This window comes from Kordia periserrulae (assembly GCF_003054265.1).
Taxonomy (GTDB): domain Bacteria; phylum Bacteroidota; class Bacteroidia; order Flavobacteriales; family Flavobacteriaceae; genus Kordia; species Kordia periserrulae.
In genome coordinates this window covers 527,640-541,236 of the sequence record NZ_QBKT01000001.1, presented here as the reverse complement: position 1 = coordinate 541,236, position 13,597 = coordinate 527,640, and the positions used below count along the sequence as shown (strand labels likewise).

General features: G+C 36.5%; 10 protein-coding genes. 5 read left to right on the top strand and 5 right to left on the bottom strand.

What is annotated here, in order from left to right:
* Positions 1 to 90: 90 nt before the first annotated feature.
* The 3 genes from C8N46_RS02400 to C8N46_RS02390 are packed head-to-tail and all read right to left on the bottom strand — an operon-like array spanning position 91 to position 3,230.
* Positions 91 to 876, bottom strand: coding sequence for a class I SAM-dependent methyltransferase (locus C8N46_RS02400; RefSeq protein ID WP_108113247.1), 786 nt, complete (start codon positions 874 to 876; stop codon positions 91 to 93).
* Positions 869 to 2,332 (bottom strand): B12-binding domain-containing radical SAM protein, encoded by a 1,464-nt coding sequence (locus C8N46_RS02395; RefSeq protein ID WP_108113246.1) that lies wholly within the window; start codon positions 2,330 to 2,332, stop codon positions 869 to 871. The genes C8N46_RS02400 and C8N46_RS02395 overlap by 8 nt, the downstream gene beginning before the upstream one ends.
* On the bottom strand, positions 2,325 to 3,230 hold the full coding sequence (locus tag C8N46_RS02390; RefSeq protein WP_108113245.1) for a nucleotidyltransferase: 906 nt from the start codon (positions 3,228 to 3,230) through the stop codon (positions 2,325 to 2,327). The genes C8N46_RS02395 and C8N46_RS02390 overlap by 8 nt, the downstream gene beginning before the upstream one ends.
* Before the next feature lie 186 nt (positions 3,231 to 3,416).
* Between C8N46_RS02390 and C8N46_RS02385 the strand changes: the two genes are divergently transcribed.
* The 3 genes from C8N46_RS02385 (at position 3,417) to C8N46_RS02375 (ending at position 8,364) form a co-directional block, all read left to right on the top strand.
* On the top strand, positions 3,417 to 6,044 hold the full coding sequence (locus C8N46_RS02385; protein ID WP_108113244.1) for a DUF5916 domain-containing protein: 2,628 nt from the start codon (positions 3,417 to 3,419) through the stop codon (positions 6,042 to 6,044).
* 258 nt (positions 6,045 to 6,302) lie between these two features.
* Positions 6,303 to 7,772 carry a KAP family P-loop NTPase fold protein gene (locus C8N46_RS02380; RefSeq protein ID WP_108113243.1) on the top strand — a complete coding sequence of 490 codons (1,470 nt, stop codon included), beginning with the start codon at positions 6,303 to 6,305 and terminating at the stop codon, positions 7,770 to 7,772.
* A gap of 73 nt (positions 7,773 to 7,845) precedes the next feature.
* Positions 7,846 to 8,364, top strand: coding sequence for a lipocalin family protein (locus C8N46_RS02375; protein ID WP_108113242.1), 519 nt, complete (start codon positions 7,846 to 7,848; stop codon positions 8,362 to 8,364).
* Between the two features lie 940 nt (positions 8,365 to 9,304).
* On the opposite strand, the gene polA is transcribed toward C8N46_RS02375, so the two are convergent.
* A complete protein-coding gene (gene polA, locus C8N46_RS02370) occupies positions 9,305 to 12,136 on the bottom strand; it encodes a DNA polymerase I (RefSeq protein ID WP_108113241.1) in 2,832 nt (943 codons plus the stop codon).
* A gap of 66 nt (positions 12,137 to 12,202) precedes the next feature.
* Positions 12,203 to 13,000, bottom strand: a complete 798-nt coding sequence (locus C8N46_RS02365; RefSeq protein ID WP_108113240.1) for a hypothetical protein — start codon at positions 12,998 to 13,000, stop codon at positions 12,203 to 12,205.
* A gap of 143 nt (positions 13,001 to 13,143) precedes the next feature.
* Between C8N46_RS02365 and C8N46_RS20295 the strand changes: the two genes are divergently transcribed.
* Together C8N46_RS20295 and C8N46_RS20290 are read left to right on the top strand one after the other, a co-directional pair.
* Positions 13,144 to 13,299: a hypothetical protein gene (locus C8N46_RS20295; RefSeq protein ID WP_158269058.1), complete on the top strand. Its 156-nt coding sequence runs from the start codon at positions 13,144 to 13,146 to the stop codon at positions 13,297 to 13,299.
* A gap of 143 nt (positions 13,300 to 13,442) precedes the next feature.
* Complete coding sequence (locus tag C8N46_RS20290; protein ID WP_158269057.1) at positions 13,443 to 13,592, top strand: hypothetical protein; 150 nt, start codon at positions 13,443 to 13,445, stop codon at positions 13,590 to 13,592.
* Positions 13,593 to 13,597: the final 5 nt, after the last annotated feature.

The following is a 13,597-nucleotide window of genomic DNA, read 5'->3' as shown; positions in this document are numbered from 1 at the left end:
TTTACTGAGTTCTAAAATTTCAATTCGTGTATCTGCTTATTTAGAATGGTGGTTGAAAATTATCACATCGAGCGTAGTCGAGATGACTCACTAGCTTCTTTTTTCAAGGACAATCAAAAAATGATCTGCATACTTTGCTAGGGAAGAAGCTGTTACTATTGAGTCAATTCCTTTGAAAATATTCAGCATTGGAAATTTTGCTACAAACGATTGCTCCAGATACGAGGGCGGAATGGTCACGCCAATGGGTTTTATTTTTTTAGTGTTGAAATAGTTGTTCGCTGCTGCAGAAATGTCTTTCGGATTGTAATACCACGTGTCTACGCCAACACCATCTACATTCGCAACAATGCTTTTGGTAGTGTTTCTACGCGTTGCCTTTTTTCTGTCGCCTTTTAGTGTGAAATAGAAACGTTCCCACAGACAATTTTTTGGCATGAGAACAATGGCTAATGTCCCGTTTGGTAAGAGCAAGTCCGCAGCATTTTTAAAAAATGTTTGCAATTGCTCATGTGATAAACAATTAATTCCCCCAAAATCTGAAAAGATAACATCGAATTGCTTGTGGAACGTATCTTTGGTAATGGTATTGATATCTTGCACTTGAAACTGCACATTCTCAGGATGTGGCTTTGCGTTGGCAACTTCAATCATTCCCGAAGAAATATCTGTGGCAATGACGTCGTGACCTAACTTTGCAAATTCAATCGCGTCTGCGCCAGTTCCACAATTTAACTCTAAAATAGATAGTTTTTTATCTTGTTTAATGATTGGATTGATATACTTAAAAACCAGTTTTCGCTGTGCTTTCCCAATGTTGGAATACGTAAAAATAGCGTCATATTGCGCCGCTGCTACATCAAAATCGCTATGCATTGGTATTTTCCATGTTTTTGAGTTGTAACTTGTCGATAAAGGCAGAAGGCACGTAATACCCAAGTAAAATCATGGAACGTAATTCTGCTTTGGAAATAGAAAATGGATTTTTGAAAAACTTTTTAAAGTTTTGAAACGCTTGACTTTTACGAAATTCTTTATGTACGTAGCGCTGTAATTTTCGGTAAAATTGCGTGTTATAGGTTCCTTTAAACATCATCGCCAAATCATCAGAATCCGTCCAATTGGCTTTAAGTTGTAAATCATCTTTGACTTTTTCATAAAATTTTGTACCAGGCAACGGATACGAAACCGACACGCCAATATTGTCAGGAACCAACTCTTTAATCATGTCAATCGTTTTCTGAATGTCTTCTTTGGTTTCTTCCAAATACCCAAATTGAATAAAGAACGCCACACGCACATTTTTCTCTTTTAACAAACGTGTAGCTTCATAAATCTGTTCCACTTTCGTTTCCTTGTCCATCGCGTCCAAAATCGCTTGTGAGCCACTTTCTGCACCTACCCAAACTTCTTCCAGTCCGCTTTCTGCCAACGCTTCAATCGTATCTTCTTTCAATAACAAATCAACACGACTTTGAATGTAATACGAAATTTTCAGGTCTTCTTTTTTAAGTTCCTTGTTGAAATTTTGCACCCAATTCGGCTTTAAGCCAAAAATATCATCACACATCCAAAAGCGCGTCACGCCATAATTTTCTTTGAGATATTTGATGTGCTTCGTAATATATTCCGGCGAATGCGAATTGTAACGATTGCCATAAATCGGTTTTGCACACCAATTGCATTTAAACGGACAACCGCGCGTGGTTGCCATATTCAGCGTAAATTCATTGCCACCAGCTTCCCAGATTTTTCTATACGGTTCAATATCAATCAAATCCCACGCAGGCATTGGCAATTCGTCTAAATTTCGCAATACAGGATGCTTTGGATTTTTGACAATTTCGCCATCATTCTCAAAAACCAAGCCTTTAATTTGTGACGTATCTTCATTAGTTGACAATGCATCGACTAGTTCTTTCAACGAAATTTCACCTTCTCCTTGAATGACAAAATCAGCGCTAGCCGCCAAATATTTTTCATAATGATCGGTAGAATCCGAGCTACACACAATCACTTTGCAATCTAACGATTTAGCAATTGTAATCATTTCAAAAGCGGCTTCGCGCATGGTGGTTAAGCACATTTTTGTCAAATAATTAAAGCCATCATCGTATAATACAAATATTTTTGGTTGCTGTTTCTCTAAATATGGTTGTATCGTTTTTGGGTCGTCGAGTAAGTTCGCATCAAATACACCAACTGTATAACCGTTTTCGCGCAAATACGAAGCGGCATAGAGCGTTCCTAAGGGCGGATACGGTGTTTGATTTTTCCATTGCTTTGCATCAAACTTATAGTAATAGGAATGTGAAAAAACAATATCAAGCATGTTTTTTAGGATATTTCAAATCGTGTTGTTCAATAACTTCATTGTACCGTTCTCGCAAACGTTTCGTCACCTTGTTTTGATAGTTTTGCGGATGATGTTTAGAAACATGTCTGGTAGATTTCATCGCAATATTAAAATCTTCTCTCTCTAAATGTTTAAACTTTCGCATCCACTTTTTGATGGTTAGTTTTTGCAAATAGTTATCAAGCTTCAATCCAAAACCACCATCAAATACACGTTGAATCATTTTTGAGAGTTTGCTTTTCGGCGTTTCTCTAATCGTACTTGTTTTGACTTTGGGTTTGTTCGGAAAATACGGTGTTGCCCACGAATTTGCTGCTAAAAAGTCTTCAAAGGTTTCTTTTCCATACAACGGAATCAGCGTCGCAATTTCGGTTGCCGTAAATAAATTTTGTTCTACAATCTCCAATTGGTCTGTGCTGATGAAATAATTCACACAAAAATACTTCTTAGAGTTCAACAAAAAGATTTTCTTATATAAAACCAACAACGTACGTGCAATCCACAAACGATTGGGTTTGGTAATGATAAAAAAGTCAAAATCGCCTTCGTCATCGTAATATCCTTTGGACAAAGCACCTGATAAGGAAACACTTTTGATATACGGGAATTTGGCAATTTTTCTCGAAACTTTTACCGCTTTTGGCATAATGTTTCGCGCCATTTCATTGCCTTTTAAACGACGTTCTACACGGTCAGGATCGTTGACGTCAATATAAAAACCATCAAAATTAAAAATGATGCCTTTTTCCAGAAGTACATCAATTTCACGGTCAATTTCCTTCTGATTCGGATTGTTGGAAAACTGAAAAATTTCCGTCCGCGTCAAAGGATACTTGAAAAGCGAAAAATATAATATGGTTTGTAAGGCACTCACAATTTTGTTGTTTTTCGAATCAAATGTAGGTAAAATTAAACTTCTTTACGTGAGTATAAACAATAAAACTGGTATTGTTTATTATTTATTGTACTTCTTAATAAGTGTTAATATTTAACTAAATTTTGACGTTATTTTACAAGGTTTGCTACTTTTATAACAATCAATCATTCAAAAAACGACAATATGAAATCTTTCCTATGGTTTTGTATGGGGTTTTTGTGCATTCCCTTTTGGGGATTTTCACAAGAAACCTCCAAATCAATTCCAAAACGAATTTACACCACGAACGTACTACAAGGCGAAGCACCCAAAATAGACGGAATTATCGACGATGAAAGTTGGAATTCAGTGGAATGGGCAAGCGATTTTATTGAAAATCGCCCCGACGAAAATACGCCGCCAACCGAGCAAACAAAGTTTAAAATTATGTACGATGCCAAGTTTTTGTATGTAGCAGTTCGTGCGTTGGATAAAAATCCCGAAAAAATTGTAAAACGCTTGTCGCGTCGCGATGGTTTTGATGGCGATTGGGTAGAAATTAATATTGATAGTTACCACGATTTACGCTCTGGTTTTTCGTTTACTGTGACTGCGGCTGGCGTAAAAGGTGACGAGTTTATCTCGAATAACGGAAATAATTGGGACGGAAGTTGGAATCCGATTTGGTACACCAAAACCAGTGTAGATAGCGAAGGTTGGTCTGCCGAAATGAAAATTCCGTTCAGTCAATTGCGTTTTGGAAAAAGTGACGAACAAATTTGGGGATTGCAAGTGCAGCGTCGTTTTTTTAGAAAAGAAGAACGCTCTACATGGCAACGAATTCCATTGGATGCGCCAGGTTGGGTAAGTGAATTTGGCGAATTGCACGGTTTGAAAAATATCATTCCGCAAAAACAATTGGAAATTCAGCCGTTTCTGTTAACGCAATATGATACCTATCCAGAAGAAAATGGCAATCCGTTTCGTGATGGTGATGATTTTTCATTAAATGCAGGTTTGGATGGAAAAATTGGCGTGACGAACGATTTGACTTTAGATTTTACCATCAATCCAGATTTTGGACAAGTAGAAGCCGATCCTGCCGCAATTGCCTTGGACGGTTTTCAGATTTTCTTCCGCGAGCAACGACCGTTTTTTGTGGAGAATAAAAATATTTTCGATTATCAATTTGCGAACGGACAAGACAATGTGTTTTATTCAAGGCGTATTGGGCGAAATCCACAAGGTTTTCCCAACACACAAGCACAAGAATTTGTCAATCAACCGCAAAACTCCACCATTATTGGCGCAGCAAAATTCAGTGGAAAAACTAAAAATGGTTGGTCCATTGGTGTGTTGGAGAGTGTGACAGGACGCGAATTTGCCGAAATTGACAACAACGGAACACGCAGAAAAGAGCTCGTAGAACCGTTGACGAATTATTTTGTCGGTCGCTTGCAAAAAGACTTCAACGAGCGCAATACTTTTATTGGCGGAATTTTCACCGCAACCAACCGACGTTTGGAAGACAATCTCAACTTTTTGCATCGTTCAGCGTATACGGGCGGATTAGATTTTACACACAATTGGAAAGATAGAACCTATTATTTACAAGGAAATATCGTAGCAAGTCATATAGAAGGAAGCAAAGAAGCGATTGCGGCTACCCAAAATTCGTTAACGCATTTGTTTCAGCGTGTGGATGCAGGACATGTAGACGTTGATCCGAATCGTACTTCCTTGACAGGAACCGGAGGAAAGTTAGAATTTGGAAAAGCAGGAAGCGGAACTTGGCGTTATGATGCAGGCGTTATTTGGCGTTCGCCAGAATTGGAATTGAACGACATCGGCTTTTTACGGCAAGCAGATGAAGTTCGTCAGTATGCAAACGTTCGGTATCAAACGACCAAATCTTTTGGAAATTTTAGGCGAATTTCAGCACGATTTTCACAATTTACTACCTACGATTTTGAAGGGAACTACAACCGAATTCAATATGAAATCAACGGAAATTTACGCTTCCTAAACAATTGGTGGATTGATTTTGGCGGCGCGCACAAACCTAGAATTTTTACGAATACTTTTTTACGTGGCGGACCGCGTTGGCGATTTTCTGATGAAAACTTTGGCTATGCTTTTTTCGGAACAGACGAGCGTAAAAAGTTGCGTACAAGTTGGGGAATGGTGTATTCGCAAGCAAAACAAAACAATTTCAGGTTTTTTGAAGTCAGTGGTGATGTTACCTATCAACCTACGAATGCCATGCGTATTTCCATCAGTCCAAGCTATAACAACAATCCAAACAAAACGCAGTATGTAACGGAAGTAAATAATAACGGAACCACACGCTATATTTTAGGAGATATTGACAACCAAACCTTGAGTGCGGCAATTCGTTTCAATTATACCATCAATCCGAATTTATCGATTCAGTATTATGGCGAACCGTTTGTTTCTGTTGGTCGCTACAAGGATTTTAAATACGTTACCAATTCCATTGCAGACAATTTAAACGACCGTTTTTATCAATATCAGCCCAATGAAATTAGCTTTGACACGGCTTCCAATTCGTATCTCGTTGACGAAGGTGCAGACGGCAATGTCAACTATTCTATCGGAAATCCTGATTTTGCGTTTGTGCAGTTTCGTTCCAATTTGGTTTTGCGTTGGGAATACATTCCAGGCTCCGAACTCTTCTTAGTGTGGTCGCAAGGAACCACAGGTTTTGGGAACACACGCAATCACATTTTGCAAAGTTTAGACAATCAGATTTTGGGACAGCAACCAGAGAATATCTTTTTGATGAAGTTTACCTATCGATTTGTGTTGTAAAGTTGATGCGTTTACTCGCGTTGCTCGGCGTTTAAAAGTTTAGGAATTTTTGCTCTTGAGTAGAGAATCTGTGCTCTTGACTAGAATTTTTTCTACTCAAGTGCTCTTGAATTTGCTTTCTTCTGTAAAACTACAACCGTCAATTCGAGTGATTTTTTGGAATGAAATGAAGAAAAATTGTATCGAGAATAGCTATGATGTTCAAAACTTACTGTTCATAATAAAAGATATTTTCTTACATTTAGAAAAACACGTTTCATGGCAAAATTACTGAACAACTTACCTATAGAAGATTTAAAAAAGGAAAACGATTATTTAGGCGTTATTGACAAAGCGGAACTCATCAAAACCATTTTGGAAAGCAATACAGATCAATTTCATGAAATTAAAATGTTTGTGTTGTATGGCGATTGGGGAAGTGGAAAAAGTACGTTGATGAAGTATTTGGAACGTGAGTTAAAAGAAGATTTTAACACCTTTTTCTTTGATACATGGCAGTTTGAAAAAGACGATAATTTGCCGCAAACGTTGTTAGATTTTTTATTGAAGGAAAGTGAAGCTGATACTATTAGTAAGGATTTTGTAAAATACGCAGTAAAACTATTTCGTGGTTTTGGAAAATCTATAAAAGTTAAGTATCAGCTTTACGAAAATGGTCCGAGTGTGGATTTTAACCCATCAGAACTTGTAAAAGAGTTTGAAAAAGGAGAACTTTCTTTTTATGAAGCTTTAGAAAAATTTAAAACAGAATTTGTTCGTTGGGAATGTCACACCACAAAGAAAAAAAAGAAAAAATACAACATCATCTTTATTGACGATTTAGATCGTTGCGAGCCTGAAAACGTACTGAATTTACTGTCTGCCATAAAACTATTCTTTACCTACGGAAAGAAAACGATTTTCTTTTTTGGCATCGATAAAAAAGCCGTCCAACAAGCGATTCAAACCAAATACAAAGATGCGGTGAAGTCAGAAGAATATTTGGAGAAAATTTTTGATATTTCGTTCTCCATGCCAAAACATGAAAGTGTGTTAAAACTGGTTTCTCATTATTTTGATGAGCGTGATGTAGCAGGAGAAAAACTCAATGAAAGAATTGCAAATTTCTTCCGGGCGCTTCACTTTACCAATCCGCGAAAGCTGAAAAAGGTGTTGAATAAATATTTGTTGTTAGCGAATGCAAAAGAAAGTTTGCCAGAAGCTCATCCATTTTTAGAATATACAGGAAATATTTACACTGAGAAATCATCTAACGAAAATTATTTTGAGACGATTTTAACCTTATATCTGATTACCGTAAAGGAATTCAATCCAGAATTATTTAAAATACTTTTTGATTTTAAGTTAAAAACAAAAACTTTTAGGGAAGCAGTCTTTAAAATGAATCCTGATTCAATTAACAATAAATGGGGAAGAGTGAATAATAGCTTAGAAGATAATTTATATAAAACAGAATTTGAAAAAATATTCTTAACTAACATACTTCCAGAACGAAGTGTTGGTTTTGCTAGATTAATGCTTATTTTTTGCCCTGCAAATCTTACTGATGTAGCGGAAGGGTTTTATGCTCACGATAAAATTTTTAAATCAATTTATTTAGAAGAAAAAAGAATAGATTACTACTTTTTAAAATATGTGGGTGAAAATTTAGATTTTTTTAAAACACTTAAAAGCTACTCCAACAAATCCATTTCAGACATCTACCAAGGCGTTAAGCAGATTTTATAATTTCTTTTGTACTAATTTTCGGCATGTATTTTGATGTAGCTTTCGCATCATCAATTAAAAAATATATAACAGTATGAAAAAATTAATTTTACTATCCGTTTTGAGTTTAGGATTATTTGCATGTTCATCAGACGATGACGTAACAACAGTTGATCCATTAGTAGGAACGTGGCGAATGACCGCGTTTGAAGTAGAAAACGCCTACGATTTTAACGGCGACGGAACAGCGAGCAATGAGCTCATTTCCGAAACAAATTGTTATCAAAACGAAACCATTCAAATCAACGCAGACGGTACTGCGTTGGTAACGTCTAATTCGTTTTTATTCGTCGTAGCTGAGTTGGTTGCAGGAACTACAAACGAGTTTACGTACACGTTAAATTGTGAGATGGAAACCGACATTTTTCCATCAAATTGGACGGTAAATGGTTCCAATCTATCATTAATAGAAGACGATGGATATACCGTTACCGTAACGATTGACTCTGATAGTCAACTTTCATTGCTAATTCCGCAAGGATTTCAAATTTATTCAGGCGGATTTAACGCTGTTGCTCAAGAAGATGTGAGAGTCGTGTACACAAAGCAATAAAATAAGCAAGCCTGTAAGCTTAAGGGATAGAGGCTGTTTTTGAAGTAATTTATACTTTAAAGACAGTCTCTTTTTTTGTTTGAAAAGTTATTCTTTTGCGTCTTACAATTCGTTGTTAGTATGACTGTTTCTATCAATTTCTATTGACAAAAATCTGCTATTTTACTGTTAAGTAAGGTCAAACCGTACTAGGTTTATCATTAGTTGTGTTATCTTATGTTTTTAACCAAAAATTCACATCATGCTAAACAACATTTTACTACTCGAAGGAGTTCAATTATTGAATAAAAAGGAGCAATCTGCAATAAAAGGTGGATTTGAATGTCAATGTGATGGTCCTGAATATCCTTACCCACAGGAGAGTCCTTGTTATGACACTTTAATTGGATGTTAACTTTTGAGCGAACTTCGGTTCGCTTTTCTTTTTCCCTATATTTTCTCAAAATGCTATCTTATTGTAGCAAAGGAACGAAATCCTAAACTGTCAGTTCGAGTAATTTTCGATAGAAAATTGTATCGAGAACAGCTGTGAATTTCAAAGTACTTCTCGATACAATTTTTCTTCATTTTATTACGAAAAACCACTCGAAGAGACGATTTGATTAAGCATAGTAAAAGATTACTTCGTCATGCTTCCTCGAAAAGACAAAATCGCATATCAAAAATCAACAATCGTATATCAAACAGATTCCTGCCTTACTTCGGCAAGCTCAGTACAAGTCGCAGGAATGACAAAACAATCAATCGTCAATCAAATAAATCGTATATCAAAAATCAACAATCGCATATCAAACAGATTCCTGCCTTACTTCGGCAAGCTCAGTACAAGTCGCAGGAATGACAAAACAAACAATCGTACATCAAATAAATCGTACATCAAAAATCAACAATCGTGCATCAATAATAAGATGCTGAATCAAGTTCAGCATGACGCCTGCGGCTAATGCGCTTCGAGCCAGTTTTGTCCAATGCCGATTTCAACGTCTAGTGGAACTTCCATTTTGAACGCGTTTTCCATTTCTTCTTTGATGATTGGTTTGATGATTTCGAGTTCGTCTTTGTGTGCGTCGAAGACCAATTCATCGTGTACTTGCAACAGCATTTTTGATTTGAAACTTTCTGCTTCAAAACGCTTGTGAATGTTAATCATCGCCAATTTGATAATGTCTGCCGCGCTTCCCTGAATTGGCGCATTGACCGCGTTTCGTTCAGCCGCACCACGTACAATGGCATTTCTTGAATTGATATCTTTTAAGTAACGACGTCTTCCCAATACGGTTTCTACATAGCCTTTTTCGCGCGCAAACGCTACCTGATTTGCCATGTAGGCTTTGAGTTTTGGATAGGTTTCGTAATAGGTGTCAATCAATTCTTTGGATTCGCTTCGTGTTAAGGAAGTTTGATTGCTCAGTCCGAAGGCAGAAACTCCATAAATGATTCCGAAATTGACGGTTTTGGCGTTGCTTCGTTGTTCGCGTGTGACTTCTTCCAACGGCACATTAAACACTCTTGAAGCTGTAGACGCGTGAATGTCCGTACCATCTTTGAATGATTGAATCATCGTGTCTTCTTTGCTCAATGCGGCAATGATACGCAATTCAATTTGCGAGTAATCGGCAGCGAGTAATACGTAGTTTTCGTCTCGCGGTACAAACGCTTTTCGAACTTGTCGCCCGCGTTCTGTACGAATTGGAATGTTTTGTAAGTTTGGATTGTTAGAGCTTAATCTTCCAGTAGCGGCAACTGCTTGTGCGTATACGGTATGAATTCGATTTGTTTTTGGGTTGATTTCATTTGGAAGCGCATCCACGTACGTACTTTGTAATTTTTTGTATTGTCGCCACTCTAAAATATCCGCTACAATTTGATGGTCTTTTGCTAAGTATGACAACACATCTTCTGCGGTAGAATATTGTCCTGTTTTGGTCTTTTTAGGTTTGTCGACCAGTTTTAATTTGTCAAACAAAATTGGACCGAGTTGTTTTGGCGAACCAATGTTGAATTCTTCTCCTGCTTGCTCGTAGATGCCTTTTTCCAATCGCTCAATATCGGTGGTGAGGTCTTTAGATAGTTCTGCTAAAAAGTTTGGGTCAAGATTGATTCCTTCTATTTCCATCGCTGAAAGCACACTTACCAAAGGCACTTCTACATCAGTAAACAATTTGGTTAAGTTGCCACTTTCCAATTCTTTGATAAAGTGTTCCTTCAACTGATAGGTGATGTCGGCATCTTCAACTGCATATTCAGTTTGTTCTTCCAAAGGAACTTCGCGCATCGACAGTTGATTTTTACCTTTCTTTCCAATCAATTCTGTAATGGAAACTGGTTGATAGTTCAAGTAGGTTTCCGCCAGTACGTCCATATTGTGTCGCATATCAGGATTGATGAGATAATGCGCAATCATGGTGTCAAAAAGTGGTTCTTTTACGGTCATATCATAATTTGATAAGACTTTGATGTCGTATTTTAAATTCTGTCCAACTTTTTCAATGGAAGTGCTTTCAAAAAACGGGCGGAATTCCTCCAATATTTCTTTCGTTTCTGCTTGGTCTTCAGGAAACGGCACATAGTATCCTTTGCCTTTTTCCCATGAAAATGCCACGCCAACCAATGCTACTTCGAGTGCTTTTAAGCCTGTGGTTTCGGTGTCAAAACATACACTTTGCTGTTTTAGTAACTTTTGAAGCAGTATTTTTCGCGACATTGGTGTGTTTGCCAATTGATAAAAATGGTCGGTTGTTGTGATGGTTTGATAACCAGAAGTTGTAGTTTCTTCGCTTACATTTCCGCTTCCAGGTGTAGCAAATAAATCAAATTGTCCGTTAGTCGTTGTTTTTTGAGTGGTTTTTGTAGCAGTTGTGTTGTCTGCTTCCGCAGTGCTTTCTTCTTGTGGTGCAAATGTTTTTATTAAGTTGTCTAGCAAGCGTCTAAATTCCAATTCGGTGAAAATTTCTTTTACAGCTTCCAAATCTGGATCGCACATTTCAAAATCTTCTTCGTTGAATTCCACCGGAACATCGAGCATGATGGTTGCGAGTTGTTTAGATAGCAAGCCTAATTCAGCATTGGCTTCAATCTTTTCCTTCATTTTGCCTTTCAATTCATGTGAATTTTCTAGCAAACCTTCCATGCTTCCATACGCAGCGAGAAACTTTTTTGCTGTTTTTTCTCCCACGCCAGGCAATCCAGGAATGTTATCGACAGAATCGCCCATCATTCCTAAAAAGTCAATCACTTGTTCAGGGCGTTCTACGCCAAATTTTTCCTGTACTTCTTTTATGCCCCACGTTTCGTAACCGCCACCAAATTTTGGACGATACATAAAGATATTTTCAGAAACCAACTGCGCAAAATCCTTATCGGGCGTTACCATAAACGTTTGATAGCCTTCTTTTTCGGCTTTTTTAGAAAGAGTTCCTATAATGTCATCGGCTTCAAAACCTGCTTTGACAATCACTGGAATTTTCATGGCTTTTAAGATGTTTTCAATGTACGGAATGGCGAGTGTAATCGGTTCTGGTGTTTCTTGTCGATTCGCTTTGTATTCAGGAAAAACTTCGACACGATCCACACTTCCACCTTTGTCAAAACATACCGCTAAATGGTCAGGACGTTCGCGTTTTATTACATCTAATAATGAGTTCATAAATCCCATAATTGCGGAAGTATCAAAACCTTTCGAGTTGATTCTCGGGTTTTTGATAAATGCATAATATCCTCTAAAAATAAGCGCGTACGCGTCCAGTAAAAAAAGTCGTTTTTGGTCTGCCATGAATGATACATTTGAAAGAATTCCAAAGTTAACAATAATCGCTAGAATCTATATGGAATTGGGGAATTATTCTTGAGTGGTTAAAATTCGGCAACTGTACATTTTGTTCAGATATGTTTCACTCATAAAAAAATCTTCAGTATAGGTTTTGTCATCGTCAAACTTTTCATAGTGTAATATCAAACAATCACAATAGGCATCATAATTTAACTTTTGATACTGAGGCAAGTCTTTATTTTCATTGTAGATATTTTTAAAGTCAGTAATGCTTTCTGCATCCCACTTTTCTTTTGCAGGCTCAAAAACTTCATTATAATACAATTGCACCAATTTTTTGGTATCTTTTAAACCATACGCATCGTATAATATGGAAACATTAAAATCGAAATATTCCCAACGATTATCATGAAAAATGGCAACATAATCAGCATTAGTTTTGATTGTTAAAATGCTATCTTTTTCAACATAATCAATATGATTATTATCCAAACTTTTTTTAAGTTCTTCTTCACTAAGCATATATTGGTTTAGATTCAATTTGTAAGTTGAACTGGCATTTACAATTCTAAAAAGACGTTCTTGTATAGTGATAGCCGAACTGACAGTATTAATTTGTACATTAGAATGTTTTCCCATTTTATTAATAGCATGAAGCAAGCCTTTATTTTCTTCAACAATCAACGCTTTGATACTATCAGTATTGTATGAAGCGGGATAAAAAACGTCTACTCTTTTTTCAGGATTTGATAATTTTTGTAAAGAAGTAATGAGGTTAGTATTTTCTTTTTCCAAATCGAAAGAAGGTGCGCAGCTAATTATGACAGATATGAAAATAATATACAGTACGTAACTTTTAGAAGACATGATGGAATTTATTGGTTAGGTTGGTAAATCTACAAAACTTATTGGTTCTTTTTTAGTACGTCATTTAAGTATGGCTTTCCCGTACACAATTCCTGATTTCATTTCATATATTAAAGTAGTAGTAACTTTTAAATTATGCAGACATGAAAAAAAGAAATCTTAGTACATTAGCGCTTCGTAAAAAGTCCATTTCTAACTTTAAAACAGTAGCAGTCATCGTTGGTGGCTCGGGAGCAGAAACGTGTGGCGGACAAACATCCAGTTACCCAACTTCGTTTAGAGAGTGTCAATTTAAATAGTCTTTCCAAATTAATTTACAGCGAATTTTGGTTCATTTTTCTTTTTGCTATGATAATTTGAATGTTAAATACGGTTTTCCCGTACATAGTTTCTGATTTCATTTTATAAGTTTAAAATGTATTAACTTTTTAAATTATATATCATGAAAAAAAGAAACCTAACATCACTTAAACTTAACAAAAAAACGATTTCAAATCCGAAAGCAACGATGACTGTAAAAGGTGGCGGCACACATTATGAGTCTATTTGTGATTGTCCAGATACTTTATATACAATTAAAACGGATAAATAATACGA